Annotated in this window: 14 protein-coding genes; 4 read left to right on the top strand and 10 right to left on the bottom strand. The window is 67.7% G+C overall.

Annotated features, from left to right (window positions below):
• Positions 1-52: 52 nt before the first annotated feature.
• The 3 genes from FRZ61_RS03170 to FRZ61_RS03160 are packed head-to-tail and all read right to left on the bottom strand — an operon-like array spanning position 53 to position 3,299.
• On the bottom strand, positions 53-1,651 hold the full coding sequence (locus tag FRZ61_RS03170; protein WP_225309086.1) for a DHA2 family efflux MFS transporter permease subunit: 1,599 nt from the start codon (positions 1,649-1,651) through the stop codon (positions 53-55).
• A complete protein-coding gene (locus FRZ61_RS03165; protein ID WP_151114939.1) occupies positions 1,648-2,784 on the bottom strand; it encodes an HlyD family secretion protein in 1,137 nt (378 codons plus the stop codon). The genes FRZ61_RS03170 and FRZ61_RS03165 overlap by 4 nt, the downstream gene beginning before the upstream one ends.
• Before the next feature lie 38 nt (positions 2,785-2,822).
• Entirely contained in the window at positions 2,823-3,299 is a 477-nt protein-coding gene (locus FRZ61_RS03160) for a MarR family winged helix-turn-helix transcriptional regulator (protein ID WP_151114938.1), read from the bottom strand.
• 162 nt (positions 3,300-3,461) lie between these two features.
• Here FRZ61_RS03160 and FRZ61_RS03155 point away from each other — a divergent pair, with 162 nt between their 5' ends.
• Positions 3,462-4,649, top strand: a complete 1,188-nt coding sequence (locus tag FRZ61_RS03155) for an acetyl-CoA C-acetyltransferase (protein WP_151114937.1) — start codon at positions 3,462-3,464, stop codon at positions 4,647-4,649.
• A gap of 58 nt (positions 4,650-4,707) precedes the next feature.
• On the opposite strand, the gene FRZ61_RS03150 is transcribed toward FRZ61_RS03155, so the two are convergent.
• Positions 4,708-5,325 (bottom strand): TetR/AcrR family transcriptional regulator C-terminal domain-containing protein, encoded by a 618-nt coding sequence (locus FRZ61_RS03150; RefSeq protein ID WP_191909272.1) that lies wholly within the window; start codon positions 5,323-5,325, stop codon positions 4,708-4,710.
• A 399-nt stretch (positions 5,326-5,724) separates the two neighbouring features.
• Here FRZ61_RS03150 and FRZ61_RS03145 point away from each other — a divergent pair, with 399 nt between their 5' ends.
• The 3 genes from FRZ61_RS03145 to FRZ61_RS03135 all read left to right on the top strand — a co-directional run bounded on the left by FRZ61_RS03145 (position 5,725) and on the right by FRZ61_RS03135 (position 10,905).
• Positions 5,725-6,933: an efflux RND transporter periplasmic adaptor subunit gene (locus tag FRZ61_RS03145; protein WP_151114935.1), complete on the top strand. Its 1,209-nt coding sequence runs from the start codon at positions 5,725-5,727 to the stop codon at positions 6,931-6,933.
• Positions 6,934-6,951: 18 nt separating this feature from the next.
• Positions 6,952-10,119, top strand: coding sequence for an efflux RND transporter permease subunit (locus tag FRZ61_RS03140; protein WP_151114934.1), 3,168 nt, complete (start codon positions 6,952-6,954; stop codon positions 10,117-10,119).
• Between the two features lie 159 nt (positions 10,120-10,278).
• Positions 10,279-10,905, top strand: coding sequence for a hypothetical protein (locus FRZ61_RS03135; protein ID WP_151114933.1), 627 nt, complete (start codon positions 10,279-10,281; stop codon positions 10,903-10,905).
• Between the two features lie 48 nt (positions 10,906-10,953).
• Here the strand turns inward: FRZ61_RS03135 and FRZ61_RS03130 are convergent, their stop codons facing one another.
• From FRZ61_RS03130 to FRZ61_RS03105, 6 genes are read right to left on the bottom strand one after another with little or no spacing between them, the layout of a single operon-like run.
• Positions 10,954-11,844, bottom strand: coding sequence for an SDR family NAD(P)-dependent oxidoreductase (locus FRZ61_RS03130; protein ID WP_151114932.1), 891 nt, complete (start codon positions 11,842-11,844; stop codon positions 10,954-10,956).
• A 12-nt stretch (positions 11,845-11,856) separates the two neighbouring features.
• On the bottom strand, positions 11,857-12,636 hold the full coding sequence (locus FRZ61_RS03125; RefSeq protein WP_151114931.1) for an enoyl-CoA hydratase/isomerase family protein: 780 nt from the start codon (positions 12,634-12,636) through the stop codon (positions 11,857-11,859).
• The gene (locus FRZ61_RS03120; protein ID WP_151114930.1) at positions 12,633-14,534 is read right to left on the bottom strand and encodes an AMP-binding protein; all 1,902 of its coding nucleotides are present in this window, start codon (positions 14,532-14,534) and stop codon (positions 12,633-12,635) included. Before FRZ61_RS03120 ends, FRZ61_RS03125 begins: the two co-directional genes overlap by 4 nt.
• On the bottom strand, positions 14,534-16,030 hold the full coding sequence (locus FRZ61_RS03115) for a sugar ABC transporter ATP-binding protein (protein WP_151114929.1): 1,497 nt from the start codon (positions 16,028-16,030) through the stop codon (positions 14,534-14,536). Before FRZ61_RS03115 ends, FRZ61_RS03120 begins: the two co-directional genes overlap by 1 nt.
• The gene (locus tag FRZ61_RS03110) at positions 16,027-17,121 is read right to left on the bottom strand and encodes an SMP-30/gluconolactonase/LRE family protein (protein ID WP_151114928.1); all 1,095 of its coding nucleotides are present in this window, start codon (positions 17,119-17,121) and stop codon (positions 16,027-16,029) included. Before FRZ61_RS03110 ends, FRZ61_RS03115 begins: the two co-directional genes overlap by 4 nt.
• Complete coding sequence (locus tag FRZ61_RS03105) at positions 17,118-19,238, bottom strand: ABC transporter permease (RefSeq protein ID WP_151114927.1); 2,121 nt, start codon at positions 19,236-19,238, stop codon at positions 17,118-17,120. The genes FRZ61_RS03110 and FRZ61_RS03105 overlap by 4 nt, the downstream gene beginning before the upstream one ends.
• Positions 19,239-19,318 lie beyond the last annotated feature (80 nt).

Below are 19,318 nucleotides of genomic sequence, written 5' to 3'. Positions count from 1 at the left end.
GCCCCCTTCCTGACCTTCCCCCACCGTGCGGGGGAAGGGGTCAACCTCGCCTTCAATGCGCATCCGCCGTCGGCGCCTTCGGGGGCGCCACCTTGCGCATCAACGGCACCATCGCGGTCGCGATCACGAAGCAGATAAAGATGATCCAGAAGGCGTCGGCGAAGGTCTGCACCTGCGCCTCGCGATAGGTCAGCGCCCAGAGCTGCTTGAGCGCTGCCGTCTGGCCGCTCACCACGTCGCCGCCCATCGCATCCGTATAGAGAACGGCGACCCGGTCCGTTAGCTCACCGAGCGCCGCGTTGGCGGCGTTGAGGTGATCCGCCAGCCGCAGGAAATGCAGGTTGGTGCGGTCGTTGAGGATGGTGGCGCAGCCGGCGATGCCGATGGCGCCGCCCAGGTTGCGCATCAGGTTGAAGAGGCCCGAAGCGAGCTTGAGGCGCTCGGGCGCCAGCGAGCCCAGCGTGAGCGTCACGGTCGGCGCCACGGCGAACTGCTGGGCGAAGCCGCGGAAGGCCTGCGGCAGCAGGAGCTCGCGCCAGCCCCAGTCATGGGTGATGGGCGTGAAGTTCCACATGGAGAGGGCGAAGCCGGCGAGCCCGACCATCATGAGCCAGCGCAGGTCGAAGCGCCGGGCGCAGAAGGTATAGATCGGGATCCCCAGGATCTGGAAGATGCCGGTCGAGAACACGGCGAGCCCGATCTGCAGCGCGCTGAAGCCCCGCACATGGGCGAGGAAGATCGGCGTCAGGTAGATGGTGGCGAAGATACCGACGCCGGTCACGAAGGAGAAGAAGCAGCCCAGCGCGAAGTTCCGGCTCTTGAGCGCGCGCAGATCCACGACCGGGTTGGCGAAGACGAGGCTGCGCCAGATGAAGGCGATGCCCGAGATCGCCGCGGTCCAGGCGGTGGTGCGGATGGTGTCGTCCTCGAACCAGTTCCAGCGCGGCCCCTCCTCCAGCGTATAGGCGATGCAGCCGAGGAAGACCGCCATCAGCACCATACCCGGATAGTCGGCGCCCTTGAGCAGCGAGAGGTTCGGCCGGTCGACCTTGACCAGGATCGGCACCATCACGGCGATGAAGAAGCCCGGCAGCAGGTTGACGAAGAAGAGCCAATGCCAGGAATAGCTGTCCGTGATCCAGCCGCCGACCGTGGGACCCAGCGTCGGCGCCAGCGAGGCCAAGGCACCGATCACGGCCGCCGCGATCACGCGCTGATGGCCGCTGAAATAGATGAAGGCGACGGTGAAGACCGTCGGGATCATCGAGCCGCCGAGAAAACCCTGAGCCGCGCGGAAGACGATCATGCTCTCGATGTTCCAGGCCCAGCCGCAGAGCAGGCTCGTCAGCGTGAAGCCGATGGCCGAGATGCTGAAGAGCCAGCGCGTCGACATCACCCGCGACAGCCAGCCCGACAGCGGGATCACGATGATCTCGGCGATCAGATAGCTGATCTGGACCCAGGAGACCTCGTCGGGGCTGGCCGAGAGCCCGCCGCCGATATCGGCGAGCGAGGCCGAGACGATCTGGATGTCGAGAAGCGCGATGAAGAAGCCGACGGCCATCGTGGCGAAGGCGAAGACCTTCGCCGGCAGCGGGAGAAGGGCCGGATCGGTGACGGAGCCGCCCAACGCCCGCGACAAGGCGCTCACGGCGCGGCTCGGTCGTTCGGATTGCCGTTTGTGGGTCGCAGATCGACCGCGACCGTGACCGAGAGGCCGGGGCGCAGCAGCCCCAGCACCGAGGCGTCGCCGTCGAGCAGGATGCGCACCGGCACGCGCTGCACGATCTTGGTGAAGTTGCCGGTGGCGTTCTCGGGCGGCAGCACGCTGAAGGTGGCGCCGGTCGCCGGCGCCAGGCTCACCACATGGCCATGGAACCGGCGGCCCGGCAGCACGTCCGCCTCGATGGTCGCTTCCAGGCCCGGCTGCATCCGGGCGAGCTGGCTCTCCTTGAAATTGGCGTCGACCCAGAGGCCCTCCGCCGGCACCACGGCCAGCAGCCGCGCGCCGATCGTGGCATAGGCGCCGTCGCGCGCGGCGCGGTTGCCGATCACGCCGTCGATGGGCGCGCGCAGCTCGGTATAGCCGACATCGAGGGCGGCGAGGTCGCGCTCGGCGACGGCCTCGGCCAGCGCCGCCTCGGCCTGCTGCTTCTGCGTCTCGATCACGTCGAGCTGGCGCTGGGCGGCGTCGAGGGCGGCGCGCGCCTTCTGGCCGTTGGCGACCGCCGACTTGTAATCCGCATCGGCCTGCTGGAAGCGCTGGGTCGAGGCGTCGGAGGTGGCCAGCAGTTTCTGATAGCGGCTCTGATCGTCGCGGGCCCGCACGATCTCGGCATCGACCGCGGCGATCTCAGCCGCGGTCTGCGCGATTACCGCCTCCTGCAGGCGGCGGGTGGCGTCGAGATTGGCGAGCGTCGCCTGCTCGGCCGCGACGGCCGCCTCCGCCTTGGCCAGCGCCGCCCGATAGTCGCGATCGTCGAGCTTCACCAGCAGGTCGCCCTGATGCACGACCTGGTTGTCGGTGACCGCCACCTGCTGGATGAGCCCCGAGACCTTGGGCGCGATCACCGTCACGTCGCCGCCGACATAGGCATCGTCGGTGGTCTCGATGAAGCGACCCTCGCGCCACCAGTCGTAACCGTACCAGGCAGCGCCGGCGGCGATCAGCAGCCCCAGGCCGAGCGGCAAAGCGCGCCGGAGCCGCCGCTTGAGCCCGCCCTTGGCCGGGCCTCCCTTGCCGGGTGTGGCGACCACGGCCCGATCGGCAACAACGGTCGTCATGACGATGTCTCCCGCGAGGGTTTGCGTGGCCGGAGCCGTCAGATCTCGACCTCGGCGTCCCCGTCGACGCCGAGATCCTGGGCGGTGATGGAGCGCAGCATCCCGCGCAGCTCCGCGCTGCGCGCATCGCCGAACTTCGCCTCGAACTGCTCCTGCGCCTTGACCCAGCCCTCGACCGCGGCGCGCAGCCGCTCGCGGCCGCGCTCGGTCAGATGCAGCTCCTTGCTGCGCCGGTCGGTGCGGCTCTTCTTGATCTCGATCAGGCCCTCGCGCTCGAGCGGGAGGATGTTGCGGCCGAGCGTGGTGCGATCCAGCACCAGATCGCGCGCCAGCGCGTTGATCGTCATCGGGCCGATGCGCCGGAGCTTGGCGAGGATCCCGAACTGGCTGATGCGCAGGCCGGTCGGCACCAGGAACTGGTCATAGAACTGCGTCACATGCCGCGCCGCCTGGCGCAGGGCGAGGCAGTTGCAGAGATCGGCCTTGGGATACCCGTCCACCAGGATCGCGGTCATGGAACCCTCGCTTGCTTTATGCGTATATGCGCCTAATATAGGCGCATATACGCCTAAGTCAATCGACCGCCCGCACCCGGGCGCCGCGATGGCGGCGGTCACGGTCCAGAGCCGGTTGATTCGGAACGAAACCCCTCGACCCGCGACAAGGAGATGATCGCCATGGCAACCCGTCCTTCCGTCGTTTTTCTCGAGCCCGTCCGGACCGCGATCGGCAGCTTCGGCGGTAGCCTGAAGGGCCTCCCCGCCCCTGATCTGGGCAGCATCGCGATCAAGGCCGCGATCGAGCGGGCCCGGGTCGAGCCCGGCGCCGTCGACACCGTCGTGATGGGCCAGGTGGTGCAGGCCGGCGCCAAGATGAACCCGGCGCGCCAGGCGGCGATCCATGCCGGGCTCCCGGTGACGGTGCCCGCCCTGACGGTCAATCGCGTCTGCGGCTCGGGTGCCCAGGCCATCGTCTCGGCGGCGCAGGAGATCTGGCTCGAGGCCATCGACAGCGCCGTCGCCGGCGGCATGGAGAACATGGACCGCGCGCCCTACCTCATCCCGCAGGGACGCTGGGGCCATCGCATGGGCGACGGCCAGCTCATCGACTCCATGTTGCATGACGGACTTTACGACGCCTTCTCGGACCAGGCGTCGGGCTGGCACACCGAGGATCTGGCGAAGAGGTTCGAGATCTCCCGCGAGGCGCAGGATCGCTGGGCCCTGCGCTCGCAGCAGCGTTTCGCCGAGGCGCAGAAGGCCGGCCGCTTCAAGCCGGAGATCGTTCCCGTGGCCCTCGAGGACCGCAAGGGCCGCAGGCTGTTCGAGACCGACGAGGCCAACCGGCCCGACACCACGCTCGAGAAGCTGGCCGCCCTGAAGCCCGCCTTCCGCGAGGGCGGCACCATCACCGCCGGCAACGCGCCGGGGTTGAACAGCGCTGCCGCCGCCACGCTGCTCGCCAGCGAGGCCTGGGCCGAAGCGCGGCATCTCGAGCCCGTGGCGCGTCTCGTCGCCTATGGCATCGCCGCGGTCGAGCCCGGCTATTTCGGGCTCGGGCCCATCCCCGCCGTGAAGCAGGCGCTCGCCCGCGCCGGCTGGAGCATCGGCGATCTCGAGCGCGTCGAGATCAACGAGGCCTTCGCCGCGATCGCCATCGCCGTGACGCGCGAGCTGGGATTGCCGGAGGCGATCGTCAATGTCGAGGGCGGCGCCATCGCGCATGGCCATCCGATCGGCGCCACCGGTGCCGTACTGACGACGCGGCTCATCCATTCGATGCGCCGCGACGGCCTGAAGCGCGGCATCGTCACGCTCTGCATCGGCGGCGGCCAGGGCATCGCGCTGGCGATCGAGACGGTGTGAGGCTGTTAGTTACCGATCCCCTCCCCCGTCTTCCGGGAGAGGGGACAACAATCGCCGATCACCGCCGCGTCCCCGCCAGGAACAGCGCCACCGCGGCCTGCGCCTGCCGTTCGATCTGCTGCCGGCTCGATCTCACCCCGAGGCAGGCGAGCTGCAGATGGCCGTCGATCGCGAGATTCATGAACTGCTCGGCGGCCCGGTTGAGATCGAGGGGCCGCAGCTCCTCGCGGTGGCGTCGCAGGATCGAGGCGATCACGCGGACGGCGGGCTTCCGGCCAGTCTCGAGCGCCAGCCGCCCGAACTCGGGCTGGCGCTCGGCCTCGGCGATGATGATGCGGGTGACGCCGATCGACTGCGGCGTCAGCGCAAAGGTCGTCAGATAGCGTGCCAGCTCCAGCAAGGTTTCCGTAAGTCCGGCCGACCCGCACTGAAACCGGTCGATGGGCACGAGCCAGCGTGCGATCAAGTCGCTCAACACCGCCTTGAACAGGGCCGTCTTGTCCTCGTAGCGCGCATAGAGGGTACGCTTGGAGATCCGCGCCGTTTCCGCAACGGCGTCCATCGTCGTCCCGTCGAAGCCGGCATGCAGGAAGGTTTCGCCGGCGACCTGGAGGATGTGCTGATCCCGTTGCGCCAGCTCCGAATTTCTCGGCCGCCCGGCGCGGCGTGGCTTCATTGCATATTTTTTAGGCTTGCCCCTCGGCATGACCGTCCCGCAAGCTTGCGACCGAAATAATGATACGATACTGTACCGTTTCCTCCCACGCCAACCCCGCGTTGCGCCGGTTCAGCAAATCCGATGCCACGTTTCCTCTGGCCGGATAGAACGGTCGCGACCTTCTGCGGGACATGGGGTCTTCGGCCCCGAACAGGCCCGCAGGCGGGGCGGGCCGCTCTGGCAGGGAACCGAGACGCCGCTGCGAAACGAGATTGTCACGTCAGGCCCTCCGAAGCGGCGGCCGGATGGACCCGCGACCGATGCAGGATCGACGGAACGGAATTCGTCCCGGCGCCGCTCTCCCGGAAGGGTGGGCGCGGTCGCGATGAAGACCGGGACCGAGACAAAGGATATGTCATGGCCGTTGGCCGGATTCGCCTGAGACTTGCTTTCTGCGCCGTTGCGGCCACGGCCCTGATGCTGACGGGATGCGGCAAGGAGCAGGCCTCGGCGCCGGCGGCCCCGCCGCCCTTCGAGGTCGGCGTCGTCACGCTGCAGCCGCAGAGCGTGACGGTCACGACGGAGCTGCCGGGCCGCGTCTCGGCCTTCCTCGTGGCCCAGGTGCGCGCCCGCGTGGACGGCATCGTCTTGAGCCGCGACTTCGAGGAAGGGGCGCGGGTCACGGAAGGCCAGCGGCTCTACAAGATCGATCCCGCGCCCTATCAGGCGACGCTCGACAGCGCGAACGCCACCCTGCAGCGGGCCCAGGCCAACGTGGTCGCGACCCAGGCCCAGGTGCAGCGCCTCAAGGCGCTGCTCGGCAACAGCTTCGCCAGCCGGCAGGATTATGACAACGCGGTGGCGGCCAACGGGCAGGCCGTCGCCGATGTCGCGGCCGGCAAGGCCGCGGTGCAGAGCGCGCAGATCAATCTCGGCTATACCGACGTGACCTCGCCGATCACCGGCATCATCGGCGCTTCCGAGGTCACGCAGGGCGCCTTCGTGCGGGCGACGGATGCGACCCTGATGGCGACCGTCCAGCAGACCGATCCGGTCTATGTGGACGTCACGCAGTCGACGGTCGATCTCCTGCGCATGCGCCGGGAGCTCGCCAACGGCAAGATGCAGGGCGTGGGGCCGGACGAGGCCAAGGTGCAGCTCATCCTCGACGATGGGTCGGCCTATGCGCTCGACGGCAAGCTCGCCTTCACCGACATCACCGTCGATCCGACCACCGGCAGCGTGAAGCTCCGGGCCATCTTCCCCAATCCCGACCGCACCCTCCTGCCGGGCATGTTCGTGCGCGCGCGCGTGCAGGAAGGCATCAACGACAGCGCGCTGCTCGTGCCGCAGGCCGGCGTCAGCCGCGACGCCAAGGGTAACCCGACCGTGATGATCGTCGACGGCGACAACAAGGTGGTGGTCCGGGCGATCGCGGCCAGCCGCACCTACGGCGCCAACTGGATCGTCGAGAGCGGCCTCAATCCCGGCGACCGCGTCATCGTCGCCGGGCTGCAGAAGGTGCAGCCCGGCGCCGTGGTGAAGCCGGTCGAGGAGCCGGCGCAGCCGGCCGACACGGCCAACGCCGCGCCCGCCCAGCCCGCCGGCGCCCCCAAGATGCAGTAGGTCGGGGCGAGACCGGTCATGGCCAATTTCTTCATCGATCGCCCGATCTTCGCCTGGGTGATCGCGATCGTCATCATGCTGGCGGGCGCGCTCGCGATCTTCACCCTGCCGGTGGAGCAGTATCCGACCATCGCCCCGCCCTCGGTGCAGGTCCGCGCGAACTATGCCGGCGCCTCGGCCGCCACCGTCGAGGCCACGATCACCCAGGTGATCGAGCAGCAGATGAACGGCCTCGACAACCTGCTCTACATCTCGTCCAACAGCGACAATTCGGGTGCGGCGACGATCACCCTCACCTTCGCCCCCGGCACCGACCCCGACATCGCCCAGGTGCAGGTGCAGAACAAGCTGCAGCTCGCGACCCCGCTCCTGCCGCAGGCGGTGCAGCAGGCCGGCGTCAGCGTGACGAAATCCAGCAGCAGCTTCCTGATGGTGATCGCCTTCGTCTCGACCGACGGCACCATGAACCGCTACGACCTGGCCAACTACCTGGTCTCGCATGTGCAAGACCCGGTGAGCCGGATCAACGGCGTCGGCACCGTCACCGTCTTCGGCACGCAATACGCCATCCGCATCTGGCTCGATCCCGACAAGCTGACGCGGGTGAACCTGACGCCGGTCGATGTGAGCGCCGCGCTCGAAGGCCAGAACGTGCAGGTCGCGGCCGGCCAGCTCGGCGGCACGCCCGCGGTCGCCGGCCAGATGCTGACCGCCACTATCAGCGAGGCGACCCTGCTGCGCACGCCCGAGCAGTTCGGCAACGTGCTGCTCAAGGTCAATCCCGACGGATCGCAGGTGCGCCTCAAGGATGTGGCGCGGATCGATCTCGGCGGCGAAAACTACAACGTCGACACCAAATACAGCGGCCAGCCCGCGGCCGGCCTCGGCATCCAGCTCGCGACCGGCGCCAACGCCCTCAAGACCGCGGCCGCGGTGCGGGCGAAGGTGGCGCAGCTCGCCCCCTATTTCCCGCATGGGCTCGAGGCCCGCTACCCCTACGACACCACGCCCTTCGTGCGGATCTCCATCGAGGCGGTGGTCACGACGCTGCTCGAAGGCATCGTGCTGGTGTTCTGCGTGATGTATCTCTTCCTGCAGAACTTCCGCGCGACCTTCATCCCGACCATCGCGGTCCCGGTGGTGCTGCTGGGCACCTTCGGCATCATGGCGGCGGCCGGATTCACCATCAACACGCTCTCGATGTTCGGCCTCGTGCTCGCCATCGGCCTTCTGGTCGACGACGCGATCGTGGTGGTGGAGAATGTCGAGCGCGTGATGGCCGAGGAGGGCCTGTCGCCGCGCGAGGCGACGCGCAAGGCGATGGGCCAGATCACCGGGGCCCTCATCGGCGTGGCGCTGGTGCTCTCGGCGGTGTTCGTGCCGATGGCCTTCTCCGGCGGCGCCGTGGGCGCGATCTACCGCCAGTTCTCGCTGACGATCGTCGCCGCCATGGTGCTGTCGGTGCTCGTCGCCCTGATCCTGACGCCCGCCCTCTGCGCCACCATCCTCAAGCCCATCCCCAAGGGCCACCATATCCAGAAGCGCGGGCCCTTCGGCTGGTTCAACCGCGCCTTCGATTGCGGGCGCGAGCGCTACCATGGCGGGGTGCGGCGCGTGATCCGGCGCCCCTTGCGCTGGCTCTTCGTCTATGTGCTGCTGCTGGGGGGCGTGGCCTTCCTCTTCCTGCGCATGCCGACCTCGTTCCTGCCGGACGAGGACCAGGGCTCGCTCCTGGTCCAGGTGCAGACGCCGCCCGGAACGACGCTGCAGCGCACGCAGAAGGTGCTGGACGACGTCCACAACTATCTCTTCACGCAGGAGAAGGATCTCGTCGAATCGGATTTCGAGATCGTGGGCTTCAGCTTTGCCGGCCGCGGCCAGAATTCCGGCCTCGTCTTCGCGCGGCTCAAGGACTGGGGCGACCGCCAGGAGACCCAGCAGAAGGTCCAGGCCATCATCCAGCGCCTCGCCAAGGCCTTCGCGGCCTACAAATACGCGGTCGTGATCCCGATCAACCTGCCGCCGATCCCGGCGCTGGGCACCGCCTCGGGCTTCGACTTCGAGCTCGAGGACATCGCGGGCCTCGGCCACAACGCGCTGATGGCCGCCCGCAACCAGCTCCTGGCCGCGGCGAACAAGGACCCGGTCCTGACGCTGGTCCGTCCCAACGGCCTCGACGACCAGCCCCAGTTCAGCGTCGAGATCGATCGCGAGAAGGCGAGTGCCTTGGGCGTCACGCTGACGGCGATCGACCAGACCTTCTCGATCGCCTGGGCCTCGTCCTACGTGAACAACTTCCTCGACATCGACAACCGCATCAAGCGGGTCTATGTCCAGTCCGACGCGCCCTTCCGGATGAATCCGGAGGACATCAACCGCTGGTATGTGCGCAACATCAACGGGACGATGGTGCCCTTCTCCTCCTTCGCCAGCGCCAAATGGAGCTCGGGCTCGCCCAAGCTCGAGCGCTATAACGGCGTTTCGTCCGTGGAGATCCAGGGCAGCGCCGCCCTCGGCCGCAGCACCGGCGAGGCGATGGACGCGATGGAGCGGCTGGCGCATCAGCTCCCCGACGGCATCGGCTACGAATGGACCGGCATCTCGTTCCAGGAGCGGCAGGCAGGCTCCCAGGCGCCGATGCTCTATGCCATCTCGATCCTGGTGGTGTTCCTCAGCCTCGCGGCGCTCTATGAGAGCTGGTCGATCCCCTTCTCGGTCATCATGGTGGTGCCGCTCGGCATCGTCGGCGCGCTGCTGGCCGCGACCGGCCGCGGCCTCTCCAACGACGTCTATTTCCAGGTCGGGCTGCTGACCACGGTCGGCCTGTCGGCGAAGAACGCCATCCTGATCGTCGAGTTCGCGCGCGAGCTGCAAACGCAAGGGCGCACGGCGGTGGAAGCGGCCCTGGAAGCGGCGCGCCTCAGGCTGCGCCCGATCCTGATGACCTCGATGGCCTTCATCCTCGGCGTGCTGCCGCTCGCGGTCAGCAACGGCGCGGGATCGGCCGGCCAGCATGCGATCGGCACCGGCGTGATCGGCGGCATGGTCACCGCGACCTTCCTCGCGATCTTCCTGATCCCGATGTTCTTCGTGGTGATCCGCCAGACCTTCTCGCGGCGCAAGCCGGCGGAGACTTATCCGTCCGCCGACCGGCCGGCGCCGGCCAGCGGCGACCAGCATCCCTGAAGGGATACCCACCCTTCTGTTTTCCAACCAGTGATGGGACCTCGCCGCTCTCCGGTTGAAAGTCAGGCAGTGGATTTCTCCCGCGAAGGTTGCGAGAGCGCCAAAGTCCCCGCATAATGGCGTCAGGAGCGAATACTGGTTCTCAGGGGGAAACAGACCATGCACAGGCTTCTGGCCTGTCTGGCGGCGCTGTTGCTCAGCGCCTGTGCGGTCGGCAATCAGCATGACTACACCACCGCCATGCCGCAGCTGACGGCCCAAGGCAGCAGCTCGGTAGTAGTCGCCGTGCAGGACCAGCGGCCCTACATTCTCGATCACGACAAGAAAGAAAATTTCTGCGGCCTTTATCGCGGCGGGTTCGGCAACCCCTTCGACATCACGACATTGTCGAAGAATCCGCTCAGCATGGATTTCAGGAATACCATCGTCGCAGCGCTCAAGAGCAAAGGCTTCAGCGCCGATCCTGTCGAAACAGCGCTGGCATCGAGTGATCAGGAAGCAAAGCAGGCGTTGCTGGCGGCAGCCAAGGATCGCGCGCTGCTGCTCGTGATCAAGGAATGGAAGTCCGATACCTACTTCAATACCAGCCTGCTCTATGACGTCACATTGACGGTATTAGACAGGAGTGGCGGCATCCTCGCCGAAAGCAAGATCGGCGCGGCCAAGGACAACCTCGGGCCTGCCGCTTTGCCTCGCGATGCCAGAATCGCCGTCGCGAAGGCCTATCAGACGAAGCTCGAGGCGCTGCTGAACGACCCGAAGGTCGTAGAGGCGCTGCAACAATAGAAAGAGTGCGGGGCCCGAGCGGTACAGCCTGTCGACGGGACGGCCCTTCTACGAGCGAGCGAGCGCCACGAGCTTCTCGGTCTGCGCGAAGGCGGTCGCGACGCCGGTGGCGCCCGTGGGATCTGAGATCCGGTCGAAGGCGGCGGCGATGGCCTCGGGCGTGCGATCCGCTTCCGGGAAATGGACGCCCACCGTCTCCGTGATCAGGGTGCGCGCGAAGGTGCCCGCACCGGCGCAGAGCATCACGCGCGACGGGGCGTTCTCCGAAACGAGGAACAGCAGCCCGGGCGTGATCGATTCGGGCGTCGCCAGCCGGGCGACCGCCTCGGGGAACAGGCCCTCTGTCATCTGGGTGGCCGCCGTCGGCAGCAAGGCGTTGACGCGGATATCGTACTTCTCGCCCTCGAGATGCAGCACGTTCATCAGCCCGACCATGGCGGCCTTGGCCGTGCCGTAGTTGGACTGCCCGAAATTGCCGTAGAGGCCCGAGGAGGACGCGGTCAGGACGATGCGCCCGTATTTCTGCTCGCGCATCCGCTCCCACACGGCCTTGGTGCAGTTGACGGTGCCCATCACATGCACCTCGAGCACGAGGCGGAAATCGGCCAGCTCCATCTTGGCGAAGCTCTTGTCGCGCAGGATGCCCGCATTGTTGACGAGAATGTCCACCCGTCCCCACCGGGCGAGCACCTGCTCGATCATGGTCTGCACAGAGGCCGCATCCGCGACATTGGCGCCGATGGCGATGGCCTCGCCGCCTTGCGCGCCGATTTCCGCCGCGACCGCCGAGGCGGCGGGCGGCGCGCCGTCGGTGGAGGGGTCGAAATCGACGATCGCCACTTTCGCGCCACGCGCGGCCAGGCCCAGCACATGGCTGCGGCCCAGCCCCCGGCCCGCACCCGTGACGATCGCGACCCGGCCGTCAAAACGTATGTCCATCGACAGGCTCTTCTAGTAGGTGGGTTTCCGTTTTTCCCGGAAGGCCTTGAGGCCCTCCGCCAGATCGCGGCTTCCCAGATGGATTTCGAAGGCGCGCAGCTCCGCTTGCAGCCCCGCCTCGATACGGGCCTCGACCCCGGCACGCGCCAGGGCCTTCATGTGCTTTAGAACCTGGGGGCTCTGCTGGCAATATTGCTCCGCGATCTCCCGGGCCCGGTCGAGCAGGCGGTCGGCGGCGACGACCTCGTTCACCAATCCCCACTCCTGCAGCCTGGCGGCCGGGAACAGCTCCGCGCTGTAGAGCATGTGCAAGGCCCGGTTGGCGGGCATCTTGGTGAAGAGGCGCACCGAGGAGCCGGCGGCCGGCACGATCGCATATTTCGCGTGGCCGTCGCCGATCATCGCCTGCTCGGAAGCCAGCACGACATCGCAGCACAAGATGAGCTCCAGCCCGCCGGCCACCGCGACGCCGTTGACCGCCGCAATGACGGGAAAAGGCAGCCGCTCCACCTTGCCGAGAACCCCTTGATTGTGGGCCAGCGTGGCCAGGAGCGATTGCGGGTCCTGCTCCAGCTTTCGGCCGAATTCGCGAAGATCCCCGCCGGCGGAGAACGCCTTGCCGGCGCCGGTCACGATGGCCGCGCGCAGGGTGCCGTCGGCGGCGAGCTCGTCCAGCACCCGGTCGAAGCCGGCGACCATCTCCTCGGACATGGCGTTCAGAGCCGCCGGACGGTTGAGCGTGAGGAGGGCGATGCCGCCGGAGCGGCTCAAGGCGACCGGATCCGATGTCATGTTCTGCTTCTCGTGACCACGGTGTAACGTTGCGGCAGCGGCTCCAGCGCTTCCTTCAACTTCTGGAGGGCCGCTTCGTCTCCCGTCTGAATCTCGACCTGCACCACCGTGTTCAGCTTCTCGTCCCTGGCGACGGTGACGGTGGGGACGAGGGCGGGACCGAAAATCCGCTCCGATTCCATCCGGACCTTCTCGACGATGGCACGGTCCCTGAGATCGCCCTTGGTGATCTTTCCGACGGCCGTCATCGGCAGGGCGTCGATCAGGAAGACCCGCCGGGGCCGCGCCGGCGGCTCGGCGACATGCTCGTCCATATGCCGTTGCAGCCGGCCCGCATCGAGCTCGGCACCCGGCGCCGGCACGGCGAAGAGAACCGGCACCTCGCCCGCATAGGCGTCCGGCATCCCGACGGCGGCGCTGATTTGCACGCCCGGGAAATCGTTGGCCACGTCCTCGATGTCGGCGGGGTTGATGTTGTGGCCGCTGCGGACGATGAGATCCTTCTCCCGGCCCGTCAGGACCAGCCGCTGGTCCTCGGTCAGGTAGCCGACATCGCCGGTGATGAGCCAGCCATCCGGGCTCCAGGCGCCCTGGTTATGCTTGGGATCGACATAGCCGGGAAAGACCTGCGGTCCCTTGACCAGGACCAGACCGCTCGTCAGAGGCGGGCAGCTCGCGCCGCGCTGGGCGGGATCGAGGCTCGCGATCCGCGTCTGGGCGAAGGGCGCCCGGAAGCCCACGCTCCCCTGGAGCGGCGTGCCGCGGCCCGGGTTGAAGGCGATGGCCGCGGCCGTCTCGGTCATGCCGTAGGTCTCGAACAGGCGGATTCCGGTCTGTTCCGAGAAGCGTTCGCTCACGGCCTTGGGGCAGACCGCCCCGCCCGTCACCGCCATCCGCACGGAGGAAAGATCGGCGCCCGCGATCGGGATGTCCGTGAGCGTCGCGATCGAGGTCGGCACGCCGCCGACGATCGTGGCGCGGAAGGCCTCGGCGATCTTCCAGTAGGTCCGTACCGCCTCCCGGTCCCTGAGGCCATAGGGAGAGGGAACGATGACATGGCCGCCGGCGGCCAGGACCGACAGGCCGGCGGTGATGGTGCCGCCCACATGGAAGAGGGGAAACCCGTCGATGACGACATCGGTCTCGTCGAAGCCATGGACCTGGGCGAAGCTCCAGGCCGCATGGATCTGATTGCCATGGGTGAGCGGGACGAGCTTGGGCCGTCCCGTCGTGCCGCCGGTATGGAACAGCGCGCAGACCGTCTCGCGCGAGGCCTGCATCTCGAATTCCAGCGCCTCCTCCCGATGCCGGTTCGCCGCCTCGGCGAACTCGAGCATCGGCCGCACGCCGGCGCCCGCGCGGCCCAGCACCACGACATGGCGAAGCGAAGAGGTCCGCTCGATGACGGCCTGCGCCTTCTGCCAGATCGCCGCATCGGCCTCGGGCGGCGTCAGGACCAGGACGGTCGCGTTCTCCGCGGTCAGCAGATCGGCGATCACCTCGGCGCTGAGCAGATAGTTGATGGTGCTGGCGACGCCCGCGACCTGGGCGCCGAGCAGCGCCTCCATCATGCCGTCGACGACCGGACCGAGGAACGCGACGGTGCCGCCGTCCGAGCGGCCCGTCAGGCCGCGAAAGAGGTTCGCCGCCTGGACAACGCGCCGATGGAGCTCCCGGTGCGAGAGCGTCAAGGAACGACCGGTGAACCCACCGGCCGGAATGGTGGTGACCGCCGGCCGATCGGGATGCAGCGTCGCCGTCGCGCGCAGCAGGTCGAGCAGCGTGCGGGCGGGGACGAGCTCGTCATAAGGCAAGGCTTCCAGCGCCTCGATATCCGCGATCGACAGGACATCGCGGGCCGCCCTTGTCGTCCTCAGCGAGTTCGCTGCCGGCGACATCAATGCACCGCCGCATACATGATCGTCTCCTCGTCGGCTTCCGCGCCCGTGAACTCCTCGACGATGCGCCCCTGCCTCGAGACCAGGATCCGGTCGGAGAGATGGAGGATCTCCGGAAGATAGGACGAAATGACCATCACCGCGAGGTCCTGGTCCGCGAGCCTGTTGATCAGTTGATGGATCTCGGCGATGGCGCCGACATCGACGCCGCGCGTCGGCTCGTCGAAGATGATCAGCCTGGGCTTCTGCACCAGCGCCTTCGCGACCACGACCTTCTGCTGGTTGCCGCCGGAAAGCTCGATCACGCGGGCATCGGCATTGATCACCTTGATAGCGAGCGCCTTGGTCCACTCTTCGGCGAGCGCCCTCATCTCCGAAAAGCTGATGATCCGGGCGCGGCTCTGGCCGCCGGCGACCGCGGCCAGATAGATGTTCTCCGCGACCGACATGGTCTCGAAGAAGCCCTCGAGCTTGCGGTCCTCGGTCACATAGAGGATGCCGTCGCGCACGGCCGGCCGGGGCACCCGGTAGCGGACGGGGCGGCCCTCGAGCCGCACCTGGCCGCCATGGAAGAAATCGCGTTTCATCACGCCGGCAACCACCTTCGCGGTCTCCGTGCGGCCCGAACCGATCAGCCCGAAGACACCCGTGATCTGGCCGGCGAAGACGGAGAAGGTGTTGTTCCGCACCAGGTTGCCCATGGAGAGGTTCTGGACGCTGAGCACCTTGCGGCCGGCGGGCCGCAACCGGCGCTGGCCGGCCTTGCCATAGAGCTCCTCGGAGAGCGTGCGGCCCACCATCGATCTGACGATCCGGGCCCGGTCGAAATTGGCGGTCGCATCCGTGACCACATGCTCGCCGTCGCGCAGGATCGTGATGCGGTCGGAGATCTGCAGCGCCTCCTCGATGGCGTGCGAGATGAAGATGATCGAGACGTCGCGCTCGCGCAGACGCTTGACCAGGGCGAAGAAGTGGTGCTTCTCCTCGGGCGTCAGCGTGCCCGTCGGCTCGTCGAAAACGATGACCCGCGCCTTGTGATGGACGGCCCGGGCGATCTCGACCATCTGCTTCTGGCCCGCGCCGAGGCTCGAGACCAGCGCCGTCGGATCGACCGGGAAGTTCAGGGACTGCAGGAACTGCTGGGCCGCGATATAGATCCCGCGCAGGCGGTTGAACCAGCGCGCATCCCCGAGATAGAGGTTCTGGGCCACGGTCAGGGAGGGAACCAGGCTCGTCTCCTGATAGACCATGGCGATGCCCTTCTTGAGGGCATCCGCGGGGTTCGCCAGCTCGATCGGCCTGCCGTCGAGCAGGATCTGCCCCGCGGTCGGCGGCACCACGCCGGCCAGCATCTTGGTCAAGGTCGACTTGCCGGCCCCGTTCTCGCCGAGCAGCGCATGCACCTCGCCGCGCTCGAGCGTGAAGGTGACGTTCTTGAGGGCCGGAACGCCGCGATATTCCTTGGTCGCGTCCCTGAGCTCGAGAATGACCGTCATGGCGCGCCTGCCCCGCCGCCGGCCCCGGTCTCCAGCCTGGCGACGACGCCATCCCCTCTCGATGCCACATAGAGGCCGTTGGCGTGCCGGACCGCGCCGACGATGCCGTGGGTCGTCCCGTCGGCACGGCTCTGGAAGCTTTCGAGGGGAAGGCCGTTCTCGTCCAGGCGGACGACCATGCCGAAGGAGCGCGTCGGCGCCCAAGGCTTCAAGATCCCGAGATGCTTGACGCCGCCGCCCTGCAGGGGCTCGTAGAAGGACTGGCCGGCCCGGTAGGCCGGCGCCACCCAGTACCGGGGCTCGATCTCGGCCAGCATATGCCGCCGATAGCCGGGTTCGCGCAGGATGAACTCGACGAGCTGGCTGCGCGGCGCGAAGACGCAGAGGAGATAGCCCTGCTTGCCGTCGCGGACGATCTGGCCGGGATAGCCCGGCAGGTCCCCCAGCGGCACGTCGCGCAGCGCGCCCGACGACCGATCCAGGCGGACGAGGCGGTGGTTCCAGCTCTCGGAGACGATCAGCGTCTCCCCGTCCGCGACGATGCCGGCAGGAAACGCCAGCGCGCCGGCGATCCGGCGGCGGCTTCCCGAGACAGGTGCCAGCTCCCAGACGGAACCCGACCTGTTGCGCTCCATGAGATCGCGCTGCCAGTCGGACGGGCCGTTCGAGGCCGAGCCGTGGCAGACATGGAGGCTGTCTCCGCTGACCGCGATCGCCACCGGGCACCGCGCGTCGGGAACGGGCTCGAACCGCACACCGTCGAACCGGCCGCCCACGATCTTGACGATGCCGTTCTCCAGCCCGACGGCGATGCCGTCCCAGGCCGCGCCCAGGCAGGCGATCGTCGCCTCCGCCCGATGGACGAGCGACCAGGAACCGCCGGCATCCAGCCGTCTGATCTCCTCGCCGCTGGCGACCAGCACGCCGCCTTCGCCGGCGACGATCCCGCTCGGACGATCGATCGCGAACCGGCGCGACGCCTCGTCCAGCTTGCGGTTGGGCTTGAAGGCGCCATCCAGGGCGGGGACGGTGATGGCGCTCTCGCCACGCCCCAGGACCGCGTCCAGGAACCGGGTGAGGATGAAGCTCATCCCCGTCCCCAATAGGATTCCGGACCCGACCAGTTCGGATCGGCGCCCTTGAGCGGCAGCCGGCCGACACGGTTGTTCAGGATGCCGCCGATATAAAGGTGGCCCTTATGCTCGCGCATCGAGGTGATCATCGGGTGGTTCTGGCCGCCCAGATCCCACATCACGTCCAGGATCCGCCCCGCCTCGTCGAAGCGCAGCACGCATCCCGTGTTGATGTTCGGATAGAGCCACTCGTCCGGGGCCACGCGACGGGCCATGCGCCGGCGGAAGCCCGGCATCTTCAGCGCGAGATCGAGGGACGGCGTGCGCATGCCCACGAGCGCCAGCCAATAGCTGCCGTCGGAGGCGCGGTTGATGTTGTCCGGATAGCCGGGGAGATTGGGAATCACCGGCTCGACGGTGCCGGCCTTGGGCCCGTCGAAATAATACCGGCTCACCCGGCATCCCCAGGTTTCGGCGAACAGGAACGAGACGCCGTCGTGGGTCATGCAGATCCCGTTCGGGAAGATCAGGTTCCGCAGCACCGTGCGCGTCGAGTTGCTGTTGGGGTCGTAGCAGACGATCCGGCCGTTGCCCCGCGATTCCAGGCAATCCACCGGCCATTCATGCATCTCGTAGCGGATCGTCGCCTCGCTGAAGAACACCCGGCCGTCGGGCGCGATGTCCAGATCGTCGGCCAGCTTGAGGCGCGAATCGTCGATGATCGAGAAGGGCGTCCGGTTGGTCTCGTCGGTGAGCTTCGCGACCTGGCGGTCCTTGCCGATGCGGTAGAGCCCCATGCCGCCGATGCAGCACAGAAGCGTGCCGTCCTTGGCGAAGGCCATGCCGAGCGGCCGCCCGCCGACATGGGCGAACACCTCCTGTTGCCGATAGTCGGGCGCCAGGAACCGGACGATGTCGCCGGTGCGGGTTCCGGCATAGAGGTGATCCTCCCCGTCGAGGATGACGTCCTCCGGCCCGTCGATCTCGTCGAGGCCGATCGCCGACACCTCCCGCAGCTTGTCGTTCAGCGCGAAGGGCGAGGAGGAATTCCGCTCCGTGCCGAAGGTCTCGGGCAGGCTCTGGAAGGTCGGGGAGACATAGACCTTGGCCAGCACCTTGTGGCGGTTCTTGAGCCAGCGCACGTCGATCGCGACCGCGATCAGCAGGATCAATCCCAGGATGAACGAGTTGGCGCCGCTGGGGATCCCCAGCCGCACCAGCCCGTTGATGAGGATCATGACGATGATGGCGCCGAACATGGCCTTGGCCACGGAGCCGCGCCCGCCACCGAGACTGTTGCCGCCCAGGACCGCCGCGGTCAGGGCCGTGATCTCCATGCCGAGGCCGGTGTCGGAGCCGGCGCCGCCGAGCCTCGCTGCGAACAGGAAGCCCGCGAGCGCCACCAGCATGCCCGAGGCGACATAGGCGAGGCAGATCGTGCGCCGGACCGGGATCCCGACATTGTAGGCGGAGCGGCGCATGCCGCCCACGGCCATGAGCTGCCAGCCGGGCCTCGTCCGGCTGAGCACGATATGGGCGAGGATCGCGATCACGATGAAGAGCGCGAAGCTGAACGGGATGTCGAGGACCGTGCCGTCGCCGAGATAGTCCCACAGGTCGTTGTCGACGAAACCCGCGGAAATCCGCACCGCCAGCTGCAGCAGCAGCATATCCACGACCGCACGGACGATGATCAGCGTGACGAGCGTCGTCAGGAAGGCGCGCAGGCGCAGATAGCCGACCAGGATGCCGTTCACCAGCCCGACCAGGGCGCCGACGGCGATCGTCAGGACGAACACCACGCCCAGCGGGAGCTCATAGACGTTGAGGAGCGCCAGCGTGGTGATGTTCGCCAGCGCGAAGTTCGAGCCGACGCTCAGATCGATGCCGCCCGCCAGCATCACGATCGTCATCGCGATGACGACGAGCCCGAACTCGCCCAGCTGCCGCGTCAGCGTCGAAAGGCCGCCCAGGCTGAAGAAGCCCGGCATCAGATAGCTGAAGCCGGCGACCACGACGACCAGGATGAAGAAGGGGATGGCGTTGTCGATCCACCGCTTGGCGAGAATCTCGCCAACGATATGGTCGGGGATCAGCCGGTAACGCCAATAGGTGACGGTCTCAGCGAGGGACATCTCGAACTCGACGTCAAGCGGTGCAGGCCAGGAGAGAAGCGCCGGCGGCGTTCCTCGAGGGGAACGCCGCCGGCGACGGC

Origin of the sequence: Hypericibacter adhaerens (assembly GCF_008728835.1) — a bacterium.
In the GTDB taxonomy this organism is placed as follows: Bacteria; Pseudomonadota; Alphaproteobacteria; order Dongiales; family Dongiaceae; genus Hypericibacter; species Hypericibacter adhaerens.
Note: the sequence above shows the minus strand (reverse complement) of the source record. Positions and strands in the feature narration are given on the sequence as shown.

Excerpts from the sequence above, each read along its gene's own strand:
- FRZ61_RS03155 (WP_151114937.1), top strand. The coding sequence starts at position 3,462 with ATGGCAACCCGTCCTTCCGTCGTTTTTCTCGAGCCCGTCCGGACCGCG.
- FRZ61_RS03110 (WP_151114928.1), bottom strand. The coding sequence starts at position 17,121 with ATGAGCTTCATCCTCACCCGGTTCCTGGACGCGGTCCTGGGGCGTGGC.
- FRZ61_RS03160 (WP_151114938.1), bottom strand. The coding sequence starts at position 3,299 with ATGACCGCGATCCTGGTGGACGGGTATCCCAAGGCCGATCTCTGCAAC.
- FRZ61_RS03125 (WP_151114931.1), bottom strand. The coding sequence starts at position 12,636 with ATGACATCGGATCCGGTCGCCTTGAGCCGCTCCGGCGGCATCGCCCTC.
- FRZ61_RS03165 (WP_151114939.1), bottom strand. The coding sequence starts at position 2,784 with ATGACGACCGTTGTTGCCGATCGGGCCGTGGTCGCCACACCCGGCAAG.
- FRZ61_RS03135 (WP_151114933.1), top strand. The coding sequence starts at position 10,279 with ATGCACAGGCTTCTGGCCTGTCTGGCGGCGCTGTTGCTCAGCGCCTGT.
- FRZ61_RS03150 (WP_191909272.1), bottom strand. The coding sequence starts at position 5,325 with ATGAAGCCACGCCGCGCCGGGCGGCCGAGAAATTCGGAGCTGGCGCAA.
- FRZ61_RS03145 (WP_151114935.1), top strand. The coding sequence starts at position 5,725 with ATGGCCGTTGGCCGGATTCGCCTGAGACTTGCTTTCTGCGCCGTTGCG.
- FRZ61_RS03115 (WP_151114929.1), bottom strand. The coding sequence starts at position 16,030 with ATGACGGTCATTCTCGAGCTCAGGGACGCGACCAAGGAATATCGCGGC.
- FRZ61_RS03105 (WP_151114927.1), bottom strand. The coding sequence starts at position 19,238 with ATGTCCCTCGCTGAGACCGTCACCTATTGGCGTTACCGGCTGATCCCC.
- FRZ61_RS03130 (WP_151114932.1), bottom strand. The coding sequence starts at position 11,844 with ATGGACATACGTTTTGACGGCCGGGTCGCGATCGTCACGGGTGCGGGC.
- FRZ61_RS03120 (WP_151114930.1), bottom strand. The coding sequence starts at position 14,534 with ATGTCGCCGGCAGCGAACTCGCTGAGGACGACAAGGGCGGCCCGCGAT.
- FRZ61_RS03140 (WP_151114934.1), top strand. The coding sequence starts at position 6,952 with ATGGCCAATTTCTTCATCGATCGCCCGATCTTCGCCTGGGTGATCGCG.